The sequence below is a fragment of the Tolumonas lignilytica genome (assembly GCF_000527035.1).
Lineage (GTDB): Bacteria > Pseudomonadota > Gammaproteobacteria > Enterobacterales > Aeromonadaceae > Tolumonas > Tolumonas lignilytica.
In genome coordinates, this window is record NZ_AZUK01000001.1 from 2,816,223 (window position 1) to 2,843,131 (window position 26,909).

Annotated in this window: 34 protein-coding genes and 3 tRNA genes; 13 read left to right on the forward strand and 24 right to left on the reverse strand. The window is 44.1% G+C overall.

The genetic code is table 11. The features are described 5' to 3' along the window. Nucleotides 1-333: 333 nt before the first annotated feature. Nucleotides 334-1,701, forward strand: coding sequence for a sigma-54 dependent transcriptional regulator (locus tag H027_RS0113125; protein WP_024872917.1), 1,368 nt, complete (start codon nt 334-336; stop codon nt 1,699-1,701). Nucleotides 1,702-1,760: 59 nt separating this feature from the next. On the opposite strand, the gene H027_RS0113130 is transcribed toward H027_RS0113125, so the two are convergent. From H027_RS0113130 to H027_RS19270, 6 genes are all read right to left on the reverse strand, one after another. Further along, nucleotides 1,761-2,291 (reverse strand): phosphatase PAP2 family protein, encoded by a 531-nt coding sequence (locus H027_RS0113130; protein ID WP_024872918.1) that lies wholly within the window; start codon nt 2,289-2,291, stop codon nt 1,761-1,763. Nucleotides 2,292-2,384: 93 nt separating this feature from the next. Beyond that, the gene (locus H027_RS18925) at nt 2,385-2,561 is read right to left on the reverse strand and encodes a hypothetical protein (protein WP_161632459.1); all 177 of its coding nucleotides are present in this window, start codon (nt 2,559-2,561) and stop codon (nt 2,385-2,387) included. A gap of 176 nt (nt 2,562-2,737) precedes the next feature. Beyond that, on the reverse strand, nt 2,738-3,235 hold the full coding sequence (locus H027_RS0113140) for a hypothetical protein (protein WP_152536723.1): 498 nt from the start codon (nt 3,233-3,235) through the stop codon (nt 2,738-2,740). 176 nt (nt 3,236-3,411) lie between these two features. After that, the gene (locus tag H027_RS0113145) at nt 3,412-3,933 is read right to left on the reverse strand and encodes a phosphoribosyltransferase (protein WP_038149290.1); all 522 of its coding nucleotides are present in this window, start codon (nt 3,931-3,933) and stop codon (nt 3,412-3,414) included. Nucleotides 3,934-3,960: 27 nt separating this feature from the next. Next, the gene (locus H027_RS19265; protein WP_272912550.1) at nt 3,961-4,215 is read right to left on the reverse strand and encodes a DapH/DapD/GlmU-related protein; all 255 of its coding nucleotides are present in this window, start codon (nt 4,213-4,215) and stop codon (nt 3,961-3,963) included. 38 nt (nt 4,216-4,253) lie between these two features. Further along, nucleotides 4,254-4,532 carry a maltose acetyltransferase domain-containing protein gene (locus H027_RS19270; RefSeq protein ID WP_272912551.1) on the reverse strand — a complete coding sequence of 93 codons (279 nt, stop codon included), beginning with the start codon at nt 4,530-4,532 and terminating at the stop codon, nt 4,254-4,256. A gap of 205 nt (nt 4,533-4,737) precedes the next feature. On the opposite strand from H027_RS19270, the gene H027_RS0113155 reads away from it, so the two are divergent. Further along, nucleotides 4,738-5,544: an HAD family hydrolase gene (locus H027_RS0113155; RefSeq protein WP_024872921.1), complete on the forward strand. Its 807-nt coding sequence runs from the start codon at nt 4,738-4,740 to the stop codon at nt 5,542-5,544. A 133-nt stretch (nt 5,545-5,677) separates the two neighbouring features. Next, nucleotides 5,678-6,448 (forward strand): DeoR/GlpR family DNA-binding transcription regulator, encoded by a 771-nt coding sequence (locus H027_RS0113160; protein WP_024872922.1) that lies wholly within the window; start codon nt 5,678-5,680, stop codon nt 6,446-6,448. Between the two features lie 95 nt (nt 6,449-6,543). Here the strand turns inward: H027_RS0113160 and H027_RS0113165 are convergent, their stop codons facing one another. The 3 genes from H027_RS0113165 to H027_RS0113175 form a co-directional block, all read right to left on the reverse strand. Beyond that, nucleotides 6,544-6,783, reverse strand: coding sequence for a hypothetical protein (locus tag H027_RS0113165; RefSeq protein WP_024872923.1), 240 nt, complete (start codon nt 6,781-6,783; stop codon nt 6,544-6,546). After that, complete coding sequence (locus H027_RS0113170; RefSeq protein ID WP_024872924.1) at nt 6,783-7,874, reverse strand: FAD:protein FMN transferase; 1,092 nt, start codon at nt 7,872-7,874, stop codon at nt 6,783-6,785. The genes H027_RS0113165 and H027_RS0113170 overlap by 1 nt, the downstream gene beginning before the upstream one ends. 198 nt (nt 7,875-8,072) lie before the next feature. Beyond that, nucleotides 8,073-8,960: a LysR family transcriptional regulator gene (locus H027_RS0113175; protein ID WP_024872925.1), complete on the reverse strand. Its 888-nt coding sequence runs from the start codon at nt 8,958-8,960 to the stop codon at nt 8,073-8,075. Between the two features lie 92 nt (nt 8,961-9,052). Between H027_RS0113175 and H027_RS0113180 the strand changes: the two genes are divergently transcribed. From H027_RS0113180 to H027_RS0113195, 4 genes are all read left to right on the forward strand, one after another. Then, nucleotides 9,053-9,976, forward strand: coding sequence for a DMT family transporter (locus tag H027_RS0113180; protein ID WP_024872926.1), 924 nt, complete (start codon nt 9,053-9,055; stop codon nt 9,974-9,976). Nucleotides 9,977-9,990: 14 nt separating this feature from the next. Beyond that, nucleotides 9,991-10,341 carry a MerR family transcriptional regulator gene (locus tag H027_RS18450; protein ID WP_024872927.1) on the forward strand — a complete coding sequence of 117 codons (351 nt, stop codon included), beginning with the start codon at nt 9,991-9,993 and terminating at the stop codon, nt 10,339-10,341. Between the two features lie 18 nt (nt 10,342-10,359). Continuing rightward, nucleotides 10,360-11,322, forward strand: a complete 963-nt coding sequence (locus H027_RS18455; RefSeq protein ID WP_024872928.1) for an alcohol dehydrogenase catalytic domain-containing protein — start codon at nt 10,360-10,362, stop codon at nt 11,320-11,322. 113 nt (nt 11,323-11,435) lie between these two features. Beyond that, nucleotides 11,436-11,723 carry a YciI family protein gene (locus tag H027_RS0113195; protein WP_024872929.1) on the forward strand — a complete coding sequence of 96 codons (288 nt, stop codon included), beginning with the start codon at nt 11,436-11,438 and terminating at the stop codon, nt 11,721-11,723. Nucleotides 11,724-12,013: 290 nt separating this feature from the next. Here the strand turns inward: H027_RS0113195 and H027_RS0113200 are convergent, their stop codons facing one another. The 7 genes from H027_RS0113200 to mutY all read right to left on the reverse strand — a co-directional run bounded on the left by H027_RS0113200 (nt 12,014) and on the right by mutY (nt 14,918). Next, nucleotides 12,014-12,478, reverse strand: coding sequence for a hypothetical protein (locus H027_RS0113200; RefSeq protein WP_024872930.1), 465 nt, complete (start codon nt 12,476-12,478; stop codon nt 12,014-12,016). 31 nt (nt 12,479-12,509) lie between these two features. Continuing rightward, a complete protein-coding gene (locus H027_RS0113205) occupies nt 12,510-12,977 on the reverse strand; it encodes a GNAT family N-acetyltransferase (protein WP_202593442.1) in 468 nt (155 codons plus the stop codon). Between the two features lie 187 nt (nt 12,978-13,164). Then, nucleotides 13,165-13,240, reverse strand: a tRNA-Phe gene (locus H027_RS0113210). A gap of 10 nt (nt 13,241-13,250) precedes the next feature. Then, nucleotides 13,251-13,326, reverse strand: a tRNA-Thr gene (locus H027_RS0113215). Between the two features lie 46 nt (nt 13,327-13,372). Then, nucleotides 13,373-13,448 (reverse strand) — tRNA-Phe (locus tag H027_RS0113220). 129 nt (nt 13,449-13,577) lie between these two features. Then, nucleotides 13,578-13,853, reverse strand: coding sequence for an oxidative damage protection protein (locus H027_RS0113225; protein WP_024872932.1), 276 nt, complete (start codon nt 13,851-13,853; stop codon nt 13,578-13,580). 12 nt (nt 13,854-13,865) lie between these two features. Then, nucleotides 13,866-14,918: an A/G-specific adenine glycosylase gene (gene mutY / locus H027_RS0113230; protein ID WP_024872933.1), complete on the reverse strand. Its 1,053-nt coding sequence runs from the start codon at nt 14,916-14,918 to the stop codon at nt 13,866-13,868. Nucleotides 14,919-15,091: 173 nt separating this feature from the next. Here mutY and trmB point away from each other — a divergent pair, with 173 nt between their 5' ends. Further along, nucleotides 15,092-15,817, forward strand: a complete 726-nt coding sequence (gene trmB, locus H027_RS0113235) for a tRNA (guanosine(46)-N7)-methyltransferase TrmB (protein ID WP_420804647.1) — start codon at nt 15,092-15,094, stop codon at nt 15,815-15,817. Between the two features lie 108 nt (nt 15,818-15,925). Here trmB and hemW read toward each other — a convergent pair whose 3' ends face one another. The 6 genes from hemW to H027_RS0113265 all read right to left on the reverse strand — a co-directional run bounded on the left by hemW (nt 15,926) and on the right by H027_RS0113265 (nt 20,140). Beyond that, nucleotides 15,926-17,071, reverse strand: coding sequence for a radical SAM family heme chaperone HemW (gene hemW / locus H027_RS0113240; RefSeq protein WP_024872935.1), 1,146 nt, complete (start codon nt 17,069-17,071; stop codon nt 15,926-15,928). Nucleotides 17,072-17,074: 3 nt separating this feature from the next. Further along, nucleotides 17,075-17,665, reverse strand: coding sequence for an RdgB/HAM1 family non-canonical purine NTP pyrophosphatase (gene rdgB, locus H027_RS0113245; protein ID WP_024872936.1), 591 nt, complete (start codon nt 17,663-17,665; stop codon nt 17,075-17,077). Between the two features lie 93 nt (nt 17,666-17,758). Beyond that, nucleotides 17,759-18,049, reverse strand: coding sequence for a DUF167 family protein YggU (yggU, locus tag H027_RS0113250; protein WP_024872937.1), 291 nt, complete (start codon nt 18,047-18,049; stop codon nt 17,759-17,761). Beyond that, nucleotides 18,049-18,600: a YggT family protein gene (locus tag H027_RS0113255; RefSeq protein ID WP_024872938.1), complete on the reverse strand. Its 552-nt coding sequence runs from the start codon at nt 18,598-18,600 to the stop codon at nt 18,049-18,051. Before H027_RS0113255 ends, yggU begins: the two co-directional genes overlap by 1 nt. Nucleotides 18,601-18,608: 8 nt before the next feature. Next, the gene (proC, locus tag H027_RS0113260; RefSeq protein WP_024872939.1) at nt 18,609-19,433 is read right to left on the reverse strand and encodes a pyrroline-5-carboxylate reductase; all 825 of its coding nucleotides are present in this window, start codon (nt 19,431-19,433) and stop codon (nt 18,609-18,611) included. Between the two features lie 5 nt (nt 19,434-19,438). After that, a complete protein-coding gene (locus H027_RS0113265; RefSeq protein WP_024872940.1) occupies nt 19,439-20,140 on the reverse strand; it encodes a YggS family pyridoxal phosphate-dependent enzyme in 702 nt (233 codons plus the stop codon). A gap of 33 nt (nt 20,141-20,173) precedes the next feature. Here H027_RS0113265 and H027_RS0113270 point away from each other — a divergent pair, with 33 nt between their 5' ends. From H027_RS0113270 to yaaA, 3 genes are all read left to right on the forward strand, one after another. Beyond that, nucleotides 20,174-21,211, forward strand: coding sequence for a type IV pilus twitching motility protein PilT (locus H027_RS0113270; protein WP_024872941.1), 1,038 nt, complete (start codon nt 20,174-20,176; stop codon nt 21,209-21,211). Between the two features lie 10 nt (nt 21,212-21,221). Next, nucleotides 21,222-22,328, forward strand: a complete 1,107-nt coding sequence (locus tag H027_RS0113275; RefSeq protein WP_024872942.1) for a PilT/PilU family type 4a pilus ATPase — start codon at nt 21,222-21,224, stop codon at nt 22,326-22,328. Between the two features lie 103 nt (nt 22,329-22,431). After that, nucleotides 22,432-23,211, forward strand: a complete 780-nt coding sequence (yaaA, locus tag H027_RS0113280) for a peroxide stress protein YaaA (protein ID WP_024872943.1) — start codon at nt 22,432-22,434, stop codon at nt 23,209-23,211. Between the two features lie 51 nt (nt 23,212-23,262). Here yaaA and srmB read toward each other — a convergent pair whose 3' ends face one another. Continuing rightward, on the reverse strand, nt 23,263-24,600 hold the full coding sequence (gene srmB / locus H027_RS0113285; protein WP_024872944.1) for an ATP-dependent RNA helicase SrmB: 1,338 nt from the start codon (nt 24,598-24,600) through the stop codon (nt 23,263-23,265). A gap of 106 nt (nt 24,601-24,706) precedes the next feature. On the opposite strand from srmB, the gene H027_RS0113290 reads away from it, so the two are divergent. Further along, complete coding sequence (locus H027_RS0113290) at nt 24,707-25,420, forward strand: tRNA1(Val) (adenine(37)-N6)-methyltransferase (RefSeq protein WP_024872945.1); 714 nt, start codon at nt 24,707-24,709, stop codon at nt 25,418-25,420. Here H027_RS0113290 and fldB read toward each other — a convergent pair. Then, entirely contained in the window at nt 25,417-25,932 is a 516-nt protein-coding gene (gene fldB / locus H027_RS0113295) for a flavodoxin FldB (protein ID WP_024872946.1), read from the reverse strand. The genes H027_RS0113290 and fldB overlap by 4 nt on opposite strands. 78 nt (nt 25,933-26,010) lie before the next feature. Between fldB and xerD the strand changes: the two genes are divergently transcribed. Further along, nucleotides 26,011-26,904, forward strand: a complete 894-nt coding sequence (gene xerD / locus H027_RS0113300) for a site-specific tyrosine recombinase XerD (protein WP_152536725.1) — start codon at nt 26,011-26,013, stop codon at nt 26,902-26,904. Nucleotides 26,905-26,909 lie beyond the last annotated feature (5 nt).

A 26,909-nucleotide genomic window follows, 5' to 3' on the forward strand; every position in this document is an offset into this window, starting at 1 on the left:
TTCCATACAAGTTTCAGGCCGTATATATAACCAATTGAAATATAAGTAAAAAATTAATAAATTCCCGAATGGGTAAGTGAAAGTGTTAAGGCTGAGTTACAGGAATCAATTCATTTTGTTCATAACAAATTGAATTTAAATGAAAAGTGTTGATTTTGGGTTGTATCAGAACTGAAACAAATCCCGCTGTAATCGCTGACTCGGATTATTGATGGCGATATCAAAATAAGCAGATATTTTGAGTTTTTAACCAGTACTGAACTGGCAACCGGATCGGTCATCTTCGATACTTAAAATGAATTAGCTGCCTGAAATACAATAAAGGTGACGTTCATGGAAGTGCGCGATCTGCTTTGTTTGCGTACAGCTAAGGTATGGATCATGCCAGAATCAGCGCTTGCCGCCGGATGGCAACCCTATGCAGCGAGTACGGTAAATGAAGCGATAGAGTGGTATGAACGACGACATCCTCGGGTGGGCATTATCCTGCTTGATAGTTTGGGCTTGGATGAGAATATTGATCGAGAATATGAATCCTTACTGGCTCAAACCTGCAACAACATGGAGTGGATTGGCTTAATTCCTTCTGATCAAATCCAACAGCCTGCGATTTGTGATTTGCTGGCAAAATATCTGTATGACTACCATACCCTGCCGGTAGATGATTCGCGGCTTTTGGCTGCACTGGGTCATGCCTATGGCATGGCGAGGTTGCGGAGTTTGTCTCCGCAACAATGTGGCATGGTAGCAACAGGGCACGGTTGTATGATTGGTGAAAGTCCGGCCATGCGAAAGGTATTTCATCAATTAGAGAAAATTGCTGCTGTGGATACCTCAGTGATGCTGGTTGGGGAAAGCGGGACAGGCAAAGAGCTTGCGGCTCGCATTATCTACCAACACTCTCAACGGCAGCATGGTCCGTTCATTGCGGTGAATTGTGGTGCCATTCCTGCTGATCTGATTCAGTCGGAGTTATTCGGCTATGAGAAAGGGGCCTTTACCGGCGCGGTTTCTCGTAAGATTGGTTACATTGAAGCCGCAGCAGGGGGAACGTTATTTCTCGACGAAATTGGCGATCTACCATTGGTGTTACAAGTTAACCTCCTGCGCTTCCTGCAAGAACGTCAAATCATGCGTGTGGGCAGTACCACTACCCAGCCAGTAGATTTACGCGTGATTGCGGCGACAAATCGGGATCTGCGTGAAGACATCAAAAAGGGATTATTTCGCAAAGATCTCTATTTTCGTCTTTGTGTCTTAGATTTAGAGCTTCCGCCCTTGAGGGAGCGGCGAGGGGATGTTGAGTTACTGGCTTATCATTTCTTGTGTAATCTGGCGCCAGATTTGAACCCTCAGGTTCGAGGGTTTAGCCCTGCTGCCCTGCAACAGATGAGATCGTATTGCTGGCCGGGGAATGTCCGGGAACTGAAAAATCGGATTGCACGGGCACTCGTCATGTGTGATAAGCGAGTCATCGGCCCTCAGGATTTACAACTGGAAAGCGAGTTGCAATATCCCGAATCGACCATGATGCCGGGCGCTACATTGGCAGAGGCCCGCGCGGAAGCTGATGTAATGGCTATGCAACGCGCATTACAAGCGAGTGGATACAATGTGATGGCTGCGGCGCGCCAGTTGGGTGTCTCCAGAGTGACACTCTATCGCATGCTGGAAAAATACAAATTACCACTGATGTCTTGAGCATCACATTCCAGTCTGCAGAATAAAAAAGCCTCGATTGTTTCGAGGCTTTATGATGATCAGAGGTTATAACTCACTAATATGCCAGGGCTGCTGTCTGAGAATATAGTCGGCGCGATGGCCAGCTTCTTATCTTGTGGAGTGGTAAATACATAACTGAACCCAGTGGCGATAGCGGCACCGGCTATAACATCACGCCAGTAATGCTCTTTGGCATTGACGCGCGACCAGCCCACGGCAGCAGCAGCAGTATAAGCAGGAACACCATACTTCCAGCCATAACGCTGCTGTAAATAACTGGCTGCCGAGAAAGCGGAAGCAGTATGGGCCGACGGAAAGCTGTGGTCTTCACCATTAGGGCGTTTAGCATGAATGCTGAATTTCAGCGCTTCACTGGTTGCCATTGTGGCAACATAACCTTCGCCAAACTGAATTAAACCTTCATTATCATCTTGTTGCCACGACAATCCGGCAGCGATTGCTGGCAGAGCTAAACTGGCGATATCACCATATTCAGTAAACCGACTTTTGGCGGAGGCGGTAATAGATACTGACAATAAAATTGACGTAATAATTGAGTATTTGAACATAAATGAATTCTCAGTTAATTCCCTTTAGTGTTGAAACTGTATCAGTTTATTCGCTTAAAATATCCTGATAATTTCCGTTAAGTTCTTCATTTATTAAGCGTATGTATCGATTGATTCGCCCTTATTCGCTTCAGCCGCTCTTTCTTTAGGGGATTCCTGCGCTTCCTCTACCGCTGATTGTTTTGTCGCTGCGACAGGGGGGTGTTGCTGTATTTTTTGAGGAGTCAATGGCACGGCAGGGGATGACACTTGAATGTTTCCAACGCTCATGATGGTTCTCCGATATACACCAAATAGTCCACTCTTACCTTAGCTAACGAAACTTAACGCAGGCTTAAAATTTAAAACAATTTATCTTTTTTCTTTCTTAGGATGAATTCACTAAGAGAACATGACTATGACTAAACAGGTTAATACTGCTCCGCCAAACGACCCCAGTGCTTGATTTATATGTTTAGCAGGCGTTTGGGACGATTCGTAAAAAACAGCAGATAAATAATGACAAGGAGTAATGTCATCAACATATTTCGATTGGTTATTCTGTTTTCTCTTTCTTTTACATTTTCATAGTTAATGATCTGTTGGTTGTTTACTGATAACTCATAAATGACTTTCGTCGTTTTTGGTAATAAAAATGAAAACTGATTTGCATATTTAATTTTAATTTCATTGTTTTCAGAAATATTTTTCAATTCAGGTTCGCACCGCGAAATGATCTCTTTTTCCTGATGCTCAGCGGTGGTCACCAAAATCTTTGTATATTTATGGGTTAAGTGTTCGCAGTCAATAATATGATGGACTTTGCCGGATACAACTTCCAGCATGTCTTTTGTTGGCTGACTGATCAAAAAGGAAATGACTATATTGATGCAAAAAAGAATAATGACCGGTGCGATCATGACGTACATAAGGTGAGTGAATTTTATTCTGTGTGTTGGTATCACCTTGAGTCTCCAATTCTCTGGCTATGATAGGTCTATGCCAGTGTATGGAGCGAACATTATAAAAATGTGAATAAGCATCATTCTTCTCAAGAAATTTAATTTTTAAAATTAAGAAATCTTATCTTTAAGAAATCGAGATCTTGAATGATGCTTTTTCGAGTTCAGCCTCATGAATTTTAGTGTTGCCTGACCACTTTTGATATGAAAGGCTGGTTGCGTGACTTATCTTGCCACGGTAAGCCGTAACCGACTAACAAATCGTCATTTTCCATTTCATAAGCAAAATACTGCGGAACGGGGATATCAACCCGCCCAGGTTTCACAAATAGCGTTGCTATCGATAAAGATTTGACATCAAAATTCTTCGTTAAAAACGCAACTAAGCGTTTCATGGTACCACCAGATTCAATCGCGTCATCAATTAAAATGACATTCCGCCCTCTAATGTCGATATTTTGGTGATACACAATCTGCGAGCTATTGTTTCTGTCTCCGGGGGTATGTGGGCAGGAGATATAATCCATATTAATGTCGAAGGACAACATCCGAACGAGATCTGCCGTAAACAATATTCCCCCCGGAACCACGGTAATAACAACCGCATCATCAAATTGCTGATTCAGTTGTTCCGCGACTATTTTCACGCCTTCGCGGATTTTAATTTCATCTAAAACAGTTTCACCAAGAGAATGATCCATGATCTTTTCCTGCATTCTGGCCGCTAATTATTTAATTTCACGAATAATTCGCGCAGGGTTTCCGCCAATCACAACATTGTCACCAAAGCTTTTCGTGACAACACTACCTGATGCGACAACTACATTATTTCCTAACGTTATCCCTGGATTTAATGTGGCATGACCACCAATCCAGCAGTTATTTCCAATGCGAATCGGCTTGGCGAACTCAATGCCACTGGCGCGCTCTTTGGGATCGAGTGGATGGGTCGCGGTATAGATCCCAACTTGAGGGCCCAGCATACAGTCATCACCAAAAATGACCTCTGCACAATCCAAGATCACACAGTCATAGTTAGCAAAAAAATTATTACCGAGATGAAATTATTACCGAGATGAATATTACAGCCATAATCACAATAAAAATGTCTGTTGATAGAAACATTATTTCCCATCGAACCCAATAATGTCTTGAGAATGTGTTGTCGTTTATCTTTATCGTCATACAAAGAATGATTGAATTTATCTAATAGCCGTTTTGCCTGAACTCGTAATTCAACCAGCTTTGTGTCAGCAGGGTTATAAGGTTCCCCAGTCTTCATTTTTTGAAATTCATCCATGTGTTATCGCCTTATAGATTATTCAGACTGTGAAATTGTTTGGTTAATGGTTTCATCAGCCAACGATGACTTTTGGTGATGAGTATACATAAAAACAAACAAAAATGAACACATATAAACATTTTATATCTTTACGCGTTGATGTTTTGGTTTGTGTGTGTTCATATTGCTGTAATAAAACCGCTTTCATGAATGGGGAAACACTGTGATCAAATTAATTATTACTGATATGGATGGGACTTTTCTGAATAGTCATGGCGATTACAACCGTGAGCTTTTTCAAGATGTTGTTGCAATGATGCGCGAACACGGGGTGAAATTTGCACCTTGTACAGGCAAACAGGTTGAACGCGTTGAAGAATTGTTCGGGGAACAGAGTAAGGATTTCTGGATACTGGGTGACAGTGCGACACGCATTAAACACCAGGGAAAATATGTTTATCAGTCCCTCCTCAACAATACACTGGGGCTTGATATCATTGGTCAATTAGAGGCAATTGAAGGCTCTCATATTGTGATTGCCTGCACGCCAGAATTTGCGGCAATCAAACGGGATATACCAGAGCATTTGCGTACACTGGTGAGACGTTCATATGCACAAGTCGAACTGGTCGATGACTACAAAGATATCGAATCCGATTTTGTCAAAATAACTGTCTATGATGAAAATAAACAGTGTCCGGCAATTCGCCCACAGCTTTCAGGATTTGATGATCAAGCTTATATCGTCGTTTCCGAAGCAGCCTGGATCGACATCGCGAACGCGGGTGTGCACAAGGGAACTACAGTGGAACGGTTACAAGCACTGCTTGGCACAACAGAAGCGGAAACCATGGTTTTCGGCGATGGTTTCAATGATATCGAACTGATGGAACGTGCTCATTTTAGTTTCGCAATGCGAAATGCGTTTGAAGAAACTAAAGCCGCGGCGAACTTCATAACTCGTTCTAATGATGAAGATGCAGTGATGCACACCATCTTGCAATTCTTGAAACTGCAAAAGAAATGCTAACTGATTCATTCTGAAGGGCATGGTCGTCAATGTCCTTCAAGTGTTAATTAGCGATATGCTCTAAATGAACAAATATGAACATGGAGCCTGTTCATTTATACTGACTCACAGTCGCAATCACTAAAGCATGATAATGGATAAATTTTCGCCGGAAGAACGCCATCAGTTAATTCTGAGTCTGTTGAAATCACACAATAAAGTGATGGCAACCGATTTAGCGATGCAGCTCAGTGCTACTGAAGCGACGATCCGTCGTGATTTGCGTTTTCTTGCTAATGAGGGGCTGTGTAAACGAATTCATGGTGGAGCGCTGTCTCTTGTCCCTCCGACGGGCACGCAAGAGCAACGTTTGGCAAATCGTAATAGTGAAAAACAAGCATTAGCGGTTGCAGCTTTATCCATCATAAAACGGGATCAAGTCATTTTCCTGGATGCCAGCAGCACCCATATGTTGCTCGCAAGTTTGCTACCTAACGATTTAGGGCTGACCGTTGTCACCAACAGCCCAGCGATTGCCACACGCTTACTGGAACGACAACATATCCGAACCATTCAGATCGGTGGGGAATTAAACTATGCCGTCGGCGGGGCGATTGATATTACAGCCGTAGATGCATTGAACAAATTCCGGTTTGATCTTTGTTTTATGGGCGTTTGTGGCTGGTCTTCCGATATTGGGTTTAGTGCAATCTACTACCAGGATGGGGAGTTTAAACGTCAGGTAGCGTCAAGATCGGGTGCAATTGCAGCACTGTGTACTGATGACAAAATCGAAGCATTGGCACCTTACCCATTCTTACCGTCAGACAGGTTGGATTACCTGATCTGTTCTCCAGACAATTCCGAATTAAAAGAGTATTTTGCTCAATTAGACTGCACCGTGATCACCAGTAATAACGTTTAACCGTTAAGGTTGAAGCAGAGATACTGGTGCCCAGACGCGAAATCAAACCAACTTAAGGACAGGAATGATTGTGGAAAGGCACTTTCAGTGCCAGTTTACTGAAAATAAGCACTCCAGCGCTGTTTTACCTTTTCAATTTGTTGCTCAGTGGTATCGTGCAATGCAAATACTGAAAACTGTTTTTCATTAACAATCAGTGTTCTACGCTGATATTGCAGTCGTTTTTCTGGCCTTTTCTGATCCTGCGCCTCCACAACATTATGGTCAGTAGGTACGGCTATCGCTTCTCCGTCGAACGGACCGCCAATAAAAATACAAATTTGTCTGGATGCCATCAGCTACCTTCACTGTTTCTAACCAAAAATTGTTTAAATTGAGGGCTCATATAGGTGGTGTAACCTTTCTCTGTTTTCATGATCAGATAGATTGCCAACCCTTTTTCTTTCGCCAGTGCGATCGCTTTTTCAGGCCCCAGGACCATCATACTGATATCCCAGCCATTAGCCTCCAACGGAGTCGGAGCGATGACGGTTGCCGAAGCAAGATTATGCTCAATAGGCTTGCCCGTGGCAGGATCAATAATATGGGAATATCTTTTGCCATCTTTCTCAAAATAATTTAGATAGCTGCCGGAGGTACTTACATCAAATCCCTGCAGGTTGATGGCATCTTTTTGCACATCAAAATCTTCATCGGTGGGGGTGCGGATGGCAATTTTCCATGGCTTGTTTTTTGCGTTTACTCCACGGGCAAACGTTGCATTACCCACTGAAATTAAATAATTAGTAATACCTTTATGGTCAAGCAGATATGACAACTGCTGAGTTGCATATCCTTCACCAAGGCAGGATAAGTCCACATATAAATCAGGGATCTCTTTCTGTAAGCTGTAACCGCTGCTTTCGCTGATCAGCTTGAGATATTTCAAACCCACTTTTTGTTTGGTTTGATCTATTTGAGCCTGACTCGGAATAATGCCTCTTTTGCTTTTATCAGGCCCGAATCCCCATAAATTAACCAATGGCCCGACGGTTACATTCATGGCTTCGTGAGATTCATTCCCAATCCGCAATGCCGTTGTAATAATATCGGCCATACCGGTACTAATCGGTCTGGGTTCGGAACCTTGATATTTATTGAAGCTGGATAATATAGAATCGGGTTTGAATGTTGATATTTCATTATTAACCCGCTCTAGTACATCTTTGATTTCGTGTTCCAATTCAGCACTGTTTTCAGGAAGAGTGCCTGTGATTTTGACGCTATACAAAGTATGGATTGCCTGCCCCTGAAAGGTGGTACTCGTCAATACCTCACTGTCAGACGCAGCAGAGTTGGCACTATAAAAATACCGAATCGACAATACAATCAACGCAGCCAGAAGACTGAATAGTGCCGTTTTGAAATATGATGAACGAGGAATCATAAGAGAATCCGATAACCTACTGAATATCTGTAAAAACCAAGCTACTTATAACTTGGCTCATGTCGTAATTGGTGAGGGTAACAAGTTCGACACATAATTGCATGTTTTATTGACTGAATTTTATATGGAGTAAAAACTAGTTATTAAGTTTAGAACAGTGAATAAAAACATGGATAATGAATTTGCAATATCTATGTCTTATATTTGAGATCTTAATATGTGATCAATAAAGACTCTCACTCTGTACGGAAGATTGTCTCGTTCACGATAAATCATATATATGGTCTTATTTTTTCCATGCCAAAAAGGTAATACTCGTTTTAATAATCCGGATTGTATTTTAGGGATTGCAAGATAGTCTGGAAGAAATCCGATTCCTACTCCGGTACAAATACTTTTATATGAAAAAACTAATTCGTCAACTTCCATTTTTATAGATGCATCGGGTTTATATGTGAATTCTTCATTAGTTTCTTTTGATATCAACTCCCATGGAAAAACTGGGTAATTAACAATTAGTGGGTGGTTGTCGAGATCAGATGGGTGCAAAATAGATGATGTATCATAAGACGAATGAGCACAAAGAATAAAATTGAAATTTTTTATAGGTCTGGCTATCCAATGATCAATAGCTGGTGATGCTACGCGAAATGCAACATCAATAGCATCTTTTTCTAGGTCAATTAATTTATTGGAGAAATGGATATCTAAGTTGATTTCAGTATATTGAGACATAAAGTCAAAAAAAACTTGGCTCAAAAGATGTGTGCCTGAATGTATGGGAGCGGATATCCTGATCTTACCTGTTAATTTATTTTTATCATTTTGAAGTTCTTGACCTAATGTTGTCAGTTCATCAAACAAACTATTCGCTTTAATAAAATACTTTTGTCCAACATGAGTTAACACAACTTTATGAGAGTCTCTGTTCAGTAATCTAAGTTTTAGATCAGCTTCTAATCTTTGAATCCTTCTGCTCAATGTGGAGAGTGGAATTTGAAGGTGGTCAGATGCATCCTTAAAGCTACCCATCTTTGCAACAATACAAAAGTATCGAAGATCGTCTAGAGAATAGTTAGATTTCATTTTTGGAATTTAAAATCCACAATATGATCGTATTTATGATTTTATTTGATTGATATGATTAATTCAATATTAAGCATAGCTGGAAAAGTAAAATGTTGTTCAAGTTCTCAGTTAAACAATCGATCATCTTACTAGTTATATGTGCTTTTTTTTGGGGAAGTTGCTTCCCTATTGGTAAAGATGTATTAGAACAAATGGAACCTATTTCAGTTGTATTCTGGAGGTTTCTATTAGCATCAATTTGTTTGTATTATTATATATACATGAAAAAATTGAGATTTCCTAATTTATCAGTGATGACATGGCTTTTTATTTTTGTTATCAGCATGTTGGGTGTCGGTGGTTTTAATGTATTAATGTATGCAGGGCTAACGTACACAAACTCAATTAATGGTTCATTAATCATGTCGTTAAGCCCAATGATAACATCGCTTATGTTACATATAAGCATTAGAAAAACACCTAAGCTAATGAATGTTATTGGGTTGGGTGTAAGTCTAAGTGGAGTAATGCTTGTTATAACCAATTGCAATATAGAAGTTATAAGGAATTTACGAGTTAATTTTGGCGATCAGCTTATTATCTTGGCTATGTTGTCATGGAGTTTTTATACATTTTTGAGTGGCTATATTACTAAGTATATTGAACCTTTGTTGTATGTTTTTATTGGCATGTTAAGCAGTTGTATACTTGCCGCCATTGCATGGTTTTATATCGGAAATACAAATATTTTAATGGAGTTACGTTCTCTTACAGGGGTTGGGAAAATTGAGTTGATTTATGTGAGTGTTTTTGGAACTGTATTTTCTTACGTAATTTGGCTCGATTGTGTAGATAAGGTTGGTTCTGAATTAACTTCAACATACTTTAATCTTGTGCCTGTGTTTGCGATATTTGTCTCTATTTTATATGGGTATAAAATAGATTGGGTGCAGATGTTGGGAATTATAGCTGTTATTGCAGGACTTATTGCACCTAAAATTAAGATGACAGCTATGCGTTTGAAGATAAAATGAAATCGTAGTTTGTCATGAATATAAAGCAATTTTCAATAAACGCTAACATAAGTCCATTTACTCTTCGTTACTATGAGAAGATCGGACTTTTAAATAAAATTATTAGAGATGAATCAGGTAGGCGAATCTATACAGCTAGTAACCTCGATGAAGTTAAATTAATCTCAGAGCTGAAAGAATTTGGTATGGATTTAAATCAAATAGCTATGTTTTTGTCTTTTAATAATAAGGTAAGAAATAGTGCTGAGGAAAAAATTAGAATTTTAGTAGAACAAAGAGCAAGTTTAGTAAAACAAATTAATGCATACAAAGTAAGCTTATCAAAGTTAGATGCACGCTTAATATCCATGAAACATGACAAATAACGTAACAATGGAGTAATTATGAAATCTTTAGTTTTCAATAATATTGGCAAACCACAAGATGTTATAAAGTTAACAGAACAACCGGTACCTCAGATCATGGATGATCAAGTACTTATTGAAGTTTGTATGTCGACAATCCAGCCAGCAGATTTTATGTTTATCGGTGGATATTATCGAATTAAACCTAATTTTCCACAGACTGCCGGACTTGAAGGATTTGGCCGAATTGTATCAGTTGGAGCAAATATTAAAAATCGGCATATCGGTCAACTTGTATCATTTAGATCTGTTGGTGTATGGGCTGAATATGTTGTTGCAAAAGAAAGTCGAACATATCCAGTCCCGAATGATATTAGTCCAACAACTGCTGCGCAGTTTGCTTTAAATCCTCTTACTGCATGGGGACTTCTTGATGTATCCGTGGTAAAAGCTAAGAGCAATATTCTTTATACCGCAGCAAGTTCAGTTGTAGCACAACAGTCTGCACAAATGGCTCTAACAAAAGGCCACGCACCATATGGGCTTATATTAACTGATGATGGTTATAGACTGTATGATTTTGGAAGTAGTAAAGATCTGTCAAAAGCTTCAACTGTCGAACAGTGTTTATCTCAGGTTGGTATCAAATTTGATGTAATCATAGATGCTGTAGGTGGCAAAGATACTCCTGTGTTAATTGATTATGCAAATCTATTTTGCTCATTCATCTCTTATGGTTTACTTGATAAAAGTGAGTTTACATTAGAGACATCTAAGATTTTATTCAAAAATATCACATGGAAGGGATTTGGAATCGATGCCTGGTTAGATCAGCTTGCACAAGATGATCTATCATCTATAACAGACAATGTTTGGAATATCTTACGCAATAAACCTGAACTTACACCAGTTTCAAAAATTTATGATCTTGGTGATTTTACACTGGCAATCGATAATGCAATGTTAGGTTTGAATGGAAAAACATTGCTAAAAATTCGATAAATAAATGTTAATTAAGTATTGATGTGTATTAATTAAGTGTTATGAACTCATTTTATTTCATTGAGCGAGTTTTATTGTTTTGAAATTTAATGAGTTCTAACTATGGGGTGTTTATGTTTGTAGTTGTTTTAAAGTATAAAGTTGATATTTCCATCATAGATAAATTCCTTCAGGAGCATGTTAATTTTCTTGAAATGCAGTATGATGCAGGGGTGTTTATTATTTCAGGAAGACAAGAACCTCGTAATGGTGGGGTTGTTTTAGCTCATAACATAGAACGTCATCAACTGTTAGAGTTATTGAAGTTAGACCCATTTTTTATTAACGGACTTGCAGAGTATGAAATAATCGAATTTTATCCATCAAAAAGCTCATTAGAATTAAGCCATTTAGTTGCATAGTTCTTGTCTGTTTTTGTTTCTGCTGCGCTAATAAATACGGTGTTTACATTATCACATCGCTATTTCGAGAATGAAAGAGGTGTTTATTGTATCAATATAATTTGAGTTTTTACTTAGGGCGCTTTTTTGGGGTGGGATTTAAAAATCAATAGACAATTAAGCTTGTGGTGATATAGATGGTTTAATATAAATTTAACCCTATCTAGCAAAATGCAAATTGTCAAAATAATTAACTTTCTTAAAGCCATTGAGCGATTAGTGTTTTATAAATTCATTAATTAGAATTGAAATTATAAATCAAGATTTAACTCTCTTAATTTATCAAGTAAATTGAGAATATTTTCTTTTAAAAGTAATTGATAATATTGGTGATCAATATGGTGGCTGCTCAGAACCATCTTTTGTAGAAAATATGGAGTGAATGCAATGACAAAAATATCAATGATGAGATCTGTATTGTTTCTTATTTTGGTGTGTTTAGATATTAATCTTATAATTAATGATAAATTTGTTTCGTAGTAAATCCAATTTGATTTTTTGTTGCACTCACAGTTATTTATTATTAAGCTATTAATCTCAACCAACTCCTTTTTGTTGCAAGTTGAAACATATTTATTTATAAAATCTATGAAAAACTTTATTTTATCTCTTGTTGTTGCTCCATATAAAGCATAACTTTTGATAAAAAGTCTTGATAATTCATTTATTCTTTTAGTTGTTGAATATCTATCTATTGTTTTTGATGAATTTTCCATTTCATTACTCATTGTTTTTACTATAAATAAGTTAGCATATATGGTTAGGATTTTTTAGCTTGTAATGTATTACACCAGTTTCCTTTGTATAGCCACACGATTCATATAATCTACTTGCTCTTAGATTTTTAGTAGAAGTTTCGAGTGATAAATATGCAAATGCATTCTTTTTAAAAAAAAACTCAGCTGCGTCCATCAGTTTTCTTCCAATACCTCTATTACGACTATCTTCTGCTACGAAAAGATCATTCAGAATTAATATCTTATCCATAGAAATAGATGAGTAACTTGGATATAGCTGTACGAAACCTAAAGACTTCTCGTTGTCAGTAGCCAAAATTATTATTGAATCACTATTAAGAATGCGATTTTTCAAAAATTCGTATGCGTGGCTAATGTCACTTTGCTGGCCATAGAAAACTCTATACGCATTAAATAATGGCGCAACTAGATTCAACTCATTGATAGTGGCTTGAAAAATTTTGATATTCGATTCCATGTTTGCTCCATTGGTATTACTAATTATTTCTCGCATAATACATTCTAATTATTCGAGTTAACTCTAAGTCAACCGAATATCTCAAAAGATGCGTGGCACTAAAGCAGGGGAATTTACAAAAAGACAGGATATCGACCGGAAACCGGAAATAAAAAAGCCTCACATTGCTGTGAGGCTTTGATATTCATGGTGCCCAGACGCGGAATCGAACCACGGACACGCGGATTTTCAATCCGCTGCTCTACCGACTGAGCTATCTGGGCTAAGAAAGAATGGTGCCGGCTATCGGAATCGAACTGATGACCTACTGATTACAAGTCAGTTGCTCTACCAACTGAGCTAAGCCGGCACACAAATTTTTTACTTAACTCGCCGTAGCAAGTTAACTGAAATTATGGTGCCCAGACGCGGAATCGAACCACGGACACGCGGATTTTCAATCCGCTGCTCTACCGACTGAGCTATCTGGGCAACGGGGCGCATTAAACAAAATAAGCGCTTTTAAGTCAACGCTTTTTTCCAAAACACCCCAATTTTCAGTTTGTTTGCTGTTTTGCTGAACAAAACGCTGATAGGGCTGCTTCTTTCGTAAACAAACGTTTATTTAGCACTCGGCGGCACATAACCTTCGATTTGCACTTCGCCATCTTCAAACAGATATTTTTCCATTTCGGCTTGCAACAACGCACGATGATCCGCATTCATCATGTTGAGTTTTTTCTCGTTGATCAGCATGGTTTGCTTCTTTTGCCAGTCGGCCCAGGCTTCCTGACTGATGTTATCGAAGATGCGTTTACCCAGTTCGCCCGGAACCAGTTGGAAAGCCATACCTGGTGCTTCTTTTTTTAGTCGCTGACAAAAAACCATTCGGGTCATAATCATTTTCTCTTATTGTTGCAGTTCAGGATAAGTCAGTAATTTCAGTGTGACGGCCGACAGCCCAACACTGGGTGGTTGATTGAGGTTATACCAAAGTTCGTTGCTTTGCTCCATGATGCTGTGCGCCGGGTGGGGCAGGCTAACCAGCAAGGGCGTAATATCCAGATGAAAGTGGCTAAAAGTATGGCGGAATGCCGTCAGTGGCCGAATTGTCAGATTTGTATAGCCATGTTGCTGTAACCACAGTTCTACTTCGTTGACATCATTGAACTCGGGAAAGCTGAATAACCCTCCCCAGATCCCATGTGCCGGACGTTGTTGTAACCATACCGTATGTTGGTGTTGCATGATCAAGAGACAAGTCTGTTTTACCGGGATCTGCTTTTTATTCGGTTTCGGGGTTGGATAGGCCGTCGGCTTACCTTGCTGGTAAGCACCGCAATCATCGTGCATTGGGCAAAGAGGGCACTGAGGTTTGCTGCGACTGCACAGGCTGGCACCCAGATCCATCATCGCCTGATTGTAATGCTCAACCCGTTCAGATGGGGTTAGCTTGATGGCCCAATTCCACAATTCATTTTCAATTTGCTTTTGCCCGGGCCAGCCCTCTAGCGCCAGCCAGCGGGTCAGCACCCGTTTGACATTGCCATCTAAAATGGCATGGTGCTGTTTCAGTGACAGCGAAAGTATGGCGCCAGCCGTAGAGCGGCCAATGCCGGGGAGTGCTGCTACTTCTTCAAAGGTTTCAGGAAACGCACCGGCATACTGATCTCGGATGACTTGTGATGCTTTATGCAGGTTGCGGGCGCGGGCGTAGTAGCCTAAACCGGTCCAGAGATGCAGCACTTCATCCTGAGGCGCATTAGCCAGTGAAACGACATCAGGGAATCGTTCCATAAAACGTTCATAGTAGGGGATCACGGTGCTGACTTGAGTCTGTTGCAACATGATTTCTGACACCCAGACACGGTAGGGGGTTTTGTTTTGTTGCCAGGGCAGTGTTTTACGCCCGGATATATCATACCAGTCGAGTAATCGCTGTGAAAAAGTGGCCTGATTCAAACTAAAAACCTTCTGCAAATTGAGCCTGCATGCTGGCACAGCCGTCGCGTAGTGTAAACGAGATAAAAAGTAGGGTTTTACCTGATGAAATCGGCGCTAAAGTCAGCTTGGCTCTTGCACCTTCAGGTTATCTCTGGATAATGCCAACGCTTGTTAACTGATTGAGAGACACCATGACCGAACATAATGAAATGAACGTCGGTGAAGAGACTACCGAAGATGGTAAATTCATGCGTCGTATCCGTAGTTTTGTACGTCGGGAAGGCCGTTTGACCAGAGGCCAGGAGCGTGCACTGCAGGAGTTATGGCCGGTAATGGGTGTTGAATACCGCGATGAAATGCTGGATCTGAACGCATTGTTCGGTCGCGAAGCGCCGGTGGTGCTGGAGATTGGTTTCGGTATGGGCAAGTCGCTGGTCGAAATGGCTGCGGCGGCGCCAGAAAGGAATTTTATCGGAATTGAAGTGCATCGGCCGGGCGTGGGTGCGTGTTTATCATCCGCTCAGGATGCTGGTATTACCAACCTGCGTTTGTTCTGCCACGATGCCGTGGAAGTGTTAGGCCAGATGATCCCAGATCAAAGCATTGATACCTTGCAGCTGTTTTTCCCCGACCCATGGCATAAAGCGCGTCATCATAAACGCCGTATCGTGCAACCCGCGTTTGTACAGATGTTGCGTCCGAAACTGAAAATCGGTGGTGTTTTCCATATGGCAACGGATTGGGAAAACTATGCCGAGCATATGCTGGAAGTGATGAATGCGGCAGAGGGGTTTGTGAATACCGTGGAAGGCGATTATACGCCACGTCCTGATTCCCGTCCGCTGACGAAATTTGAACAACGCGGTCATCGTTTAGGTCACGGCGTTTGGGATCTGTTGTTTGCGCGTCAAAGTTAAGTCTGTACGCTGAACAGAGACAGAACAACGGCCTGTTATCGTAAGATGCAGGCCGTTATTGTTTCTACTGTTACAGTTAATACCGCTGCAATTTCAAATGGGCCGGGTTTATTCTTCCATCAGCATGGTCAGCAGACTATTCAGATAACGATGGCCGAATTCGGTGACCAGCCATTCAGTGTCGTTTTGCGCCAGTAATCCCTGCTCATAAGCGCGCTGGAACAACGGTTCGACAGTCTCTGGCGTGAGATTTGTTCGGGCACTGAATTCCGCTTTAGGGATCGGTTGGAACAGCCGCATCCGATTCATGAAATATTCAAACGGACGGTCGCTGGCTTCGACATCCCAGCATTGATCCAGAAAGGCCCGCTCTGGGTCGAGATAGCCCTTCGGATGTTTAACCTTGGCGGTGCGGATTATACGGTTCTCGTCTGGCAAGGTGATTTTGCCATGCGCACCACAACCGATACCGAGATAGTCACCAAACTGCCAGTAATTGAGATTATGCCGACATTCAAACCCTGGTTTGGCATAGGCGGAGATTTCGTACTGACGATAACCGGCACGTTGCAATAACTGATGCCCCTGTTCCTGAATATCCCACAGTGTTTCATCTTCGGGTAACACCGGCGGGCGTGAACCAAAGGCGGTATTGGGTTCAATGGTCAGCTGATACCAGGATAGATGCGGAGGGGCAATATCGATCGCCTGCTGTAAATCAAACAAGGCATCGCTGACACTTTGCTCTGGCAAGCCGTGCATCAGGTCGATGTTGAAACTGCGCAATCCGGCTTGTCTAGCCTGCAATCCGGCGGCAACAGCCTGTGCGGGATCGTGAATCCGCCCCAGACGCTGCAGTTTTTCCGGCTGGAAGCTCTGTACACCGATGCTGATGCGGGTGACGCCTGCCTGCTGATAACCGGTAAAACGGCCGGCTTCGACAGTGCCAGGATTGGCTTCCATGGTGATTTCAATGTCATCCGCAAAAGGAATGCGAGCCTGGACACCCTGTAGCAAGGTACTAATGGCGTCAGCAGAGAATAAACTTGGCGTACCGCCGCCAATGAAAATACTTTGCAACGGGCGGTTTTGGACATACGCCTGGTCGGCATGTAAATCGGCTAATAGTGCCGCCACATAGTCAGCTTCCGGGATGTCTTGTTTCAGCGCATGTGAATTGAAATCACAGTACGGACATTTCTGTACGCACCACGGAATATGGATATACAGGCTCAATGGCGGCAGTTGCAGCATAAATTACTCTTGCAGGGCGATAACGAGCTGAGCCAGCGCTTTACCACGGTGACTTAAGCGATTTTTGGTATCCGGGTCTAGTTCGGCTGCTGTACAGCTCATCTGTGGCACGTTGAAAATCGGATCATAACCAAAACCGTTTTCTCCAGCCGGTTCAGTCGCCAGCGAGCCTTCCCAGTTAGCCTGACAGATGATCGGTGTTGGATCATCGGCATGACGCATATAAACCAGCACACACCAGTAGCGGGCTGTACGCAGCACGGCTGGAACACCATTCATCTCTTCCAGCAGCTTTTCCAGATTGTCTTCATCGGAGGCATCTTCACCGGCATAGCGGGCGGAATAGACGCCGGGGCGCCCCAATAAGGCATCGACTTCAATGCCGGAGTCATCGGCAATGGCCGGCAGACCGGTAATACGAGCAGCATGACGGGCTTTGATAATGGCATTCTCAACGAAGGTGGTGCCTGTTTCCGGTACACTTTCCACATTGAATTCACTCTGCGGCACGATGGTGTAATCCAGATCGGCCAACAACGCATTCAGCTCTTCAACTTTCTTTTTATTGCCGGTGGCAAGAACGACCTTTTCCATTATTCAGACTCCGTGTTCAAATCGGCGACATGATAACGTCGGAAACGGTTCTGCACCACCGATTCAGGAGCGGTGTGAATGAGGAAATTGGGATCAGTCGTTTGACTGATCCAGAATGGCAGGTAGTTGTTGCGGTTCCGTGATACGTACGGTTTTATGCCGCCCGAGTTCGCCTTTGTGGATCACGATCTGGCTCTTGGCAACTTTAAACTGTTTGGACAGGAATTTGATGAGGTGCGCATTGGCCTGCCCATCAACAGGAGGCGCGGTGATAGCAATTTTAAGTTCTTCACCGTGCCATCCCTGAATTTGATCGCGACTGGCTTTCGGCTGGATGTAAACATCCAGCCAGACATCTTCGCCTTCTTTGCGAAAACCTGCCATTAAAGGCTATTCCACAATGGACCAACCAGATCCAGCATCAGATAGTTGATGCCTTGTAGCAGCAGAAACAGCACCAGCACTGACAGATCCAGTCCCCCCAAGGAGGGTAAAAAACGGCGGATCGGGCTGAGTAATGGTTCCGTCAGTTGATACAGAACGTATTCGATGGAACTACGCCCTTGACTGATCCAACTCAGGATAGCCCGAGCCATCAGCACCCAGAACAGCAGAGAACCGGCCTGTTTCAGAACCACGAGGAAACTGAGCAGCAAAAGCCCTGTCACATTGATTTTGAGAAAACCCAACCACATGAAGGCGACAAATTTCAATGCGGCAACGGCATAAGCCAATAATAATGATGCGAAATCGATCCCCCGGAAACCGGGAATAATCCGGCGCAGCGGCGTCAGGATCGGATGCGTCAACTTGACACTGAACTGGCTCAACGGGTTATAAAAATCGGCTCTGGCCCACTGGAGCCAGAATCGCAGCAACACAACCATCAGATAAATGCTGAAAACAGTATCCAGCAGAAAAAACAGTGTATTCATGAAAATCCTTAAAACAATGTTTCCATCTCTTCAGCACGATGCTGCGCGGCTTGCATGGCGGCACTCACTAGCTCTGCGAGTTTACCTTCTTCAAATACGCTGATCGCCGCAGCGGTTGTGCCGCCTTTGGAAGTCACTTGCGCGCGCAGGGTCGCCAGATCTGTTTCCGGATTGGCGATCACCATCTGGGCTGCACCCAATGCCGTTTCCTGCACCAGTTTACGAGCTACTTCCGCACTGAATCCCATGCGTTGTGCTTCTTCCACCATAGCCTGCATAAACAGGAAGAAATACGCTGGGCCGCTACCAGAGGCAGCAGTAACTCCGTTAATGGCTTCTTCGTTATCAACCCAGACAGTTTTGCCTACGGCTTGCAGCATTCTTTGGGCAAACTGACGGTCAGAGGTGTTGACGGCGGCAGAGGCAAACAGACCCGTGATGCCCAGTCCGATCAGTGACGGTGTATTTGGCATGCAACGCACAATGTTCTGGTGATGGTTCAGCAATGCTTGCAAGCGAGTGACACTGATACCAGCCGCGATAGAAATGATAAGTTTCTGCCCTAAATCGCCTACGGCCGGAGTCAGCTTGGCCAGCATTTCTGCCATAAACTGGGGTTTGACTGCCAGCACCACGACATCTGCACCTTTAACGGCGGAGATATTATCGGTACTGGCGGCAATGCCGAATTCCGTCGCCAGTTGGCGAGCTTTTTCTGCATCAATATCTGTCGCATGGATCTTGCTGCCAGGATAACCTGCATTGACCAAACCGCTGATCAGGCTACGCGCCATGTTGCCGGCACCGATAAACGCAATATTTTTTTGTTCCATGATTCCTACTTATATTCTCTGCTGCCGAAAATGGCGGTTCCGATTCGTACCATAGTGCTGCCGCAACCGATGGCGACTGCCATATCATCGGTCATCCCCATGGAGAGTGTATCTACTGATGAATATTGGGTTTTTAAACGATTAAACAATGTTTGCATCTGCAGAAAATTTTCACGTACGACGTTCATATCGGCGGTATTTTCTGCAATTGTCATTAATCCACGTAGTTTTAAGCGTGGAAAATTGTTGATTATGCCAGCCAGACCAAAAACTTCATCAGCATTAATACCCGATTTGGTCTGTTCTCCGCTAATATTAATCTGAAGGCAGACGTTGAGTGGTGAACTCGTTTCTGGGCGTTGATCATTCAGCCGTTGCGCTGTTTTTTCACGATCAATACTGTGAACCCAGTCGAAGTGCTCGGCCACCAGTTTGGTCTTATTAGATTGCAGCGGCCCGATGAAATGCCATTCGATACCGGCATACTCGGGTAAATTTTTTAAGCATTGAATTTTGGTGATCGCTTCCTGCACATAAGATTCACCAAACAGCCGCTGTCCAGATTGATACGCGGCCTGTATGGCTTCTAACGGTTTGGTCTTACTGACAGCCAGAAGCTGTATCTCATTGGGCTGGCGGCCAGCGAGCCGGGCATGAGTGGCGATCTGTTCTTTTATTGCAAGTAAGCGTGACTCGATATCATTCATTGGTTCAGTTTTTGTTGGGAGTGGGAATAATAAATGGATATAACCGAATTATTGGCCTTTGGTGTCAAGCATAACGCGTCAGATTTACACCTTTCCGCCGGATTGCCACCTATGATTCGTGTTGACGGTGATGTCCGGCGAATTAACGTACCGCCGCTGGAGCACCGACAAGTGCATGGTCTGATTTATGACATCATGAATGACCATCAGCGTAAGGTATTTGAAGAGGATTTGGAAGTCGACTTCTCATTTGAAATACCTAATCTGGCTCGATTCCGTGTGAATGCGTTTAATCAGAGTCGCGGTGTTGCGGCTGCCTTCCGTACGATTCCAAGTAAAGTGCTGACGCTGGATGATCTTGGCGCGCCGCCAATTTTCCGTGATATTTCTGAAAATCCACGTGGTCTGGTGCTAGTGACCGGCCCGACGGGTTCAGGGAAATCAACCACGCTGGCGGCCATGATCGATTACATCAATGATCAATACAATCACCACATTCTGACGATTGAAGATCCTATCGAGTTTGTGCATCAGAGTAAGCAAAGTCTGATCAACCAGCGTGAAGTGTTCCGTGATACCAAAAGCTTCAATGCGGCACTGCGTTCAGCGTTGCGTGAAGATCCGGATATCATTCTGGTGGGGGAAATGCGTGATTTGGAAACCATCCGTCTGGCATTAACCGCCGCAGAAACAGGTCACTTGGTGTTTGGGACATTGCATACCACCTCAGCCGCAAAAACTATCGACCGTATCATTGACGTATTCCCCGGTGAAGAGAAATCAATGGTTCGTTCGATGTTGTCTGAGTCGTTGCGAGCAGTTATTTCACAAACCTTGCTGAAGAAAAATGGCGGTGGTCGTATTGCGGCACACGAAATCATGATCGGTATTCCGGCCATTCGTAACCTGATCCGTGAGGACAAGGTTGCACAAATGTATTCCGTCATCCAGACAGGGATGGTGCATGGAATGCAAACGATGGACTATTGTTTAAAGAACCTGGTCGCTCGCGGCTTGATTTCAGTGCAAGATGCGAAAACGAAGGCCGTGGATCCGAACTCCATTGTGTAAGGATAGGGCTATGGAACTGGCTAAGTTATTACGAACGTTGGTGGATGAAAAAGGCTCCGATCTGTTTATCTCTGTGGGCATTCAACCATCCTTAAAAGTAAACGGAAAGCTACGTCGCCTTGGCGATAAAGTGTTGGATGAAAACGAAGTGTTGGACATGGTTCGTCAGACGATGACGGATGATCGTTTTCAGGTATATATTGACAGCAGAGAGGCTAATTTTGCGATCAGTTGTCCGGGAATCGGTCGTTTCCGTGTCAGTGCCTTTTGGCAGCAAGATTTTCCTGGCTGTTCAATTCGTCGCATTGAAACCGTTATTCCAACGTGTGAAGAGTTGTATTTGCCGTTATCGGTGAAAGAATTGTCGATGGCAAAACGTGGGCTGATTTTGTTTGTTGGTGCAACCGGTGCGGGTAAATCAACGACTCAGGCGGCGATGATTGGTTATCGTAACCGTCATGCACACAATCATATTCTGACCATTGAAGATCCGGTGGAATTTGTTCACCAGCATGATCGTTGCCTGATCACGCAACGTGAAGTCGGGACAGATACGCTTTCCTTTGATGAAGGTCTGAAAAGTGCGTTACGACAAGCACCAGACGTGATCTTGATCGGTGAAATCCGTTCTGAAGAGACCATGGAGTTTGCATTATCGTTTGCTGAAACCGGCCATCTTTGTATGGCAACCTTGCATGCGAATAACGCAAATCAGGCGATAGAACGTATTTTGCACTTGGTGCCGCCCTCTAAACATCGCTTGTTGATGTATGACTTGGCATTCAACTTAAAAGCGATTGTGGCGCAGCAATTGGTGCCAACATTAGATGGCAAAGGGCGTCGCGCCGCTTTTGAGATCATGCTGAATACACCATTAATCAGTGACATCCTTCGTAAGAGCGAAGTGCACCGCCTGAAAGAGACGATGTCTCGTTCCCGTGAATTGGGCATGACGACGTTTGACCAGTCGTTGTTTGAATTGTATCAGCAAGGGGTGATCGGGTTTGATGAGGCACTGGCGTTTGCTGATTCAAGTAACGATGTGCGCATGATGATCAAGATGGCGACGGGCGGCAAATTCGATTCGGGAATGCTGGATAACGTCACCGTCGCTTGAACCAATGGTTGAGCCTATCAGAGTAACAGGCATCTAATACAGGATGAACGTGGTAACATGTTGATAACAAGTTACTGCTTCATCCTTTTTTATTGAGGTGCTTATGCTGGCTGTGTTGTCTCCTGCCAAATCGTTGGATTACGAATCTCCGCTGACCACTTTGCGTTTTTCTGAACCTGTGTTGATGCATGAATCGGCATTGTTGATTGAAAAGCTTCGCCAGTTTACGCCTGCTGATATCGCTTCTCTGATGAGTTTAAGTGACAAACTGGCTGGGCTGAATGTGGCTCGCTACGCAGAGTGGCAATCCATGGCGACACCTGCCAATGCCCGTCCGGCTTTGCTGGCGTTTAACGGCGATGTTTATACCGGATTGGCCGCGCAGGATTTTGATGATGCCGATCTGGATGTGGCGCAACAGCATATTCGTATTCTCTCCGGTTTGTATGGTCTGTTACGGCCGCTGGATTTATTGCAAGCATATCGACTGGAGATGGGCACTAAACTGGCTAATTCCCGCGGCAAGGATTTATATGCCTTCTGGGGCGATATCATTACCGAACATCTGAATCAGGCGTTGGCGGAACAAGGTGATGATGTCTTATTAAACCTGGCCTCGGACGAATATTTTAAATCGGTAAACGCGAAGAAACTGGCTGGCCGGGTGATCACGCCGGTATTTCAGGATGAGAAAAACGGGAAGTACAAAATCATTAGTTTCTATGCGAAAAAAGCGCGAGGGCTAATGGCGCGATATCTGGTGAAAAATCACCTGACTAAACCTGAACAGTTACGGAATTTCGATGTTGAAGGCTATGCCTTCTGTGAAGAACTATCGACGGAAAACAAGTGGGTGTTTCGTCGACCGGAAGGGGTGGTATAACGATCATGGCAGATAGCGTCCGCCTGCATGTACAGGCGGACGAGTACAATTCTATTTATCGCTTCTATCTTTATTAGCAGTTCCCTCTTTTGCTGCCGCTTTGGCTGCTTTCTCGGCGTGTTTTTTCGCCCAGTCGGGTTTGCCTTTATTCTTGGTAACGCGATGGCGGATCTTCTCTTTGGGTTTTGTATCCGTTTTTTTATCTTCGTCTTTCTTATCTTTTTTCTTCGTGGAGACTTTACTGATCTTATGTTGCGGACGCAGGCTATCCACCACGCGGCGTAACATTTTTTCTTCGGTGTAACGTTCAACACGTTCCATCATGCCGACGTCATGCGCTTCAACCAGGTTGATGGCACAGCCTTTCTTACCCGCACGACCGGTACGACCGATACGATGCACATAGGTGTCGGCAGAACGAGGCATATCGTAGTTGAATACATGGCTGACATCCGGTAGGTCGATACCACGCGCTGCCACGTCAGTCGCCACCAGAATTTTTACTTTGTCTGAACGGAAACGGCGCAGAGCGTCGATACGTTTTTCCTGCTCCATTTCACCACGCAGCCAGGCACAGTCGATACCACTGCCTTGTAACTGGCTGACCAGTTCTGCTAGTCGTTCGCGGGTTTTGACGAAGATGATGCTGCGCTGTACATCTTCCTGCTGCAAAAGATGCTTCAGGATTTTGAATTTGTGCTCGGCGGTATCAGCAAAATAGACCAGTTGCTGGATTTTTTTGCGTTCGCTGCGTGGCGGTTCAGCAAAAAATTCAGCTGGATCTTTCAGCAATTCTTCGGAAAAACTCTTCAGACCCGCCCCTTCCAGCGTAGCGGAGAACAGCATGGTCTGTTTGCGCCAGCGTGCTTCAGCGGCAATCCGATCGACATCACCGATAAAGCCCATGTCCAGCATGCGGTCTGCTTCGTCCAGTACCAGCACTTCAATATCACGGCTGTCAAAACGCTCGTCTTCGATGTATTGCATCAGACGGCCAGGGGTGGCAATCACGATATCGACCGTTTTTTCTAATGCCGGCAGTTGGGTCTCTTCGGCTACACCACCGATGATGCTAGCAACTTTCATATGCGTGTGTGCTGCCAGTGCTTCGGCCTGTTCGGTGATCTGCAATGCCAGTTCACGGGTCGGTGTCAGGATCAGCGCCCGAGCCGGGCCGGGTCTGCGGCGCGGAAAGTCAAGCATGTGCTGCAGAATAGGCAGCAGAAACGCGGCTGTTTTACCGGTGCCGGTCGGAGCGGAAGCCATGATGTCCCGTCCTTCCATCGCCACCGGAATCACCTGTGATTGAATGGTGGTTGGGCGTTTGAAACCGAGTTCTTCTACAGCCTGCAGCAGAACGGGATCCAATTCTAAGGATTCAAAAGACATAAACGACTTCCTGACTTACAAATGAGGGCGCACATTATAGGCAAGTATGGAGTAAAATTCGCAGCTATTTTAGTGTTGCAGATAATTCAATAGAAGAAAGGTTTTCATGGGCGGTCATAGTTTTACGTTTAAGCAGTTTCATATCGAACAGGATCGCTGCGCGATGAAGGTGGGAACCGACAGTATTGTTCTCGGATGCTGGACTCCGGTGGGAGGGGCCAAGCGTATTCTGGATATTGGTACCGGCACTGGCATCCTAGCGCTGATGCTAGCACAACGGACCCACCAAGAGGTTCAAATCGACGCGGTAGAGCTGGATCCGGAAGCCGTCAGACAAGCGGAAGAAAATATCAATGCCTCACCCTGGCGGGAGCGGATCCGGGTATTCCGACATGACATTCGTACCTATCAGGCGCCGCATTATGATCTGATCATCAGCAACCCGCCTTATTTTGTGCATGGGCAGAGTCTGCCTGATGCGGCTCGGCAGTTGGCCCGGCATACGGAGGCGTTGGATCATGCGTCGTTGCTGGAAAGCGCCGCCCGTCTGTTAACGCCGTTTGGAAAACTGGCCTTGGTTTTACCGGTGGCACAAGGGGATGCGCTGATTGCACTGGCCATGCAACAGGGTTGGCATTTACAACAACGCTGCTGGGTTGAAACCAAACGCGGCAAAGAACCCAATCTGATGCTGTTATTGCTGAGTCGTAAATCAGTGGAAACGGAAGAGGAGCAACTTTGTCTGCGTGAAATCGACAACCGTTACTCCCCGGAGTTTATTGCGCTGGCTGATGAATTTTACCTGCGGATGTCGGCTTAAAGCTGGGCAATTTCTTCCAGCACCTGTTGTAACCACTGATTCAAGCGTGCGTCGGTTTGTTCATACTGGGTGATCTCATCCAGTGCCAGACCGACGAAGTAACTGCCATCGGCAACCAGTGCTTTTGAGGCTTCAAATTCATAGCCTTCGTTGGGCCAGTAACCGACGATTTGGCAGCTTTTGGCCAGCAGTTTGTCATGCAGCAATCCCATGGCGTCTAAAAACCATTCGCCATAGGTGCCCTGATCGCCCAACCCGAATAAAGCCACGATTTTTCCGGTTAGATCGACCTGGTCGATCACATCCCAGTTATTGGCCCAGTCCGTCTGGATTTCACCAAAATCCCAAGTCGGAATGCCCAGAAACAGAATGGCATAGTCTTCCATTTTACTGACGGGCGTATCCGCGAGATTATGAATGGTAACGAGATCCGCACCGAGGGTGGACTGGATTTTTTCTGCAATAATTTCGGTATAGCAAGTGCTGGAGCCGTAAAACAGACCAATTTGCATAATGATTTCCAGACAACAAAACAGATTCCATGTTACAAAAGCACAGGGCGGATCGCCAATAAAGGTAACAAATTAATAATGAAACAAGATAACCCGCTGATTGAACAATTTCTGGATATGCTATGGCTGGAACGCGGACTTTCGGATAATACGCTCTCTTCTTATCGCACGGATTTGTATAAGCTCAACGACTGGCTGGACAGTAAAGGATCGTCATATCTGACGCTCGATACGCTGTTATTGCATACCTATCTGGCCTGGCGAATTGATCAGGGATTTAAAGCGACTTCCACCGCTCGTTTACTCAGTGCCTTGCGGCGTTTTTACCAATATCTGATCCGGGAACAATTACGGGCGGATGATCCGACCGTGGCGCTGGATGGCCCGAAACTGCCGTTGCGACTGCCCAAAGACATCAGTGAAGAGCAGGTAGATGCGTTACTGGCAGAACCCAATGTGGCTGATCCCATCGAGTTGCGTGATAAAGCCATGCTGGAACTTTTGTATGCCACGGGATTGCGTGTGTCGGAGCTGGTTGGGTTGCAGATGCACCAGTTGGCTGGCAATTTGGCCTATGTGCGCGTAACGGGAAAAGGAAACAAGGATCGTCTGGTTCCGACCGGGGAAGAAGCGCAGTATTGGATCGAGCGATTCATGCGTGAGGGCCGGATGACGTTATTGCATGAACAATCATCGGATGTATTGTTTCCGTCTAACCGGGCACAGCATATGACCCGGCAAACATTTTGGCATCGCATCAAGCTCTATGCCGTCCGTGCCAATATCAATTCTGACTTATCCCCGCATACCCTGCGACATGCTTTTGCCACGCATTTGTTAAATCACGGCGCGGACTTACGTGTCGTGCAGATGTTGTTGGGGCATTCGGATTTATCCACGACGCAGATCTATACTCATGTTGCGCAGGCTCGCTTGCAGGAACTGCATCAGGAACATCATCCGCGTGCATGACACAT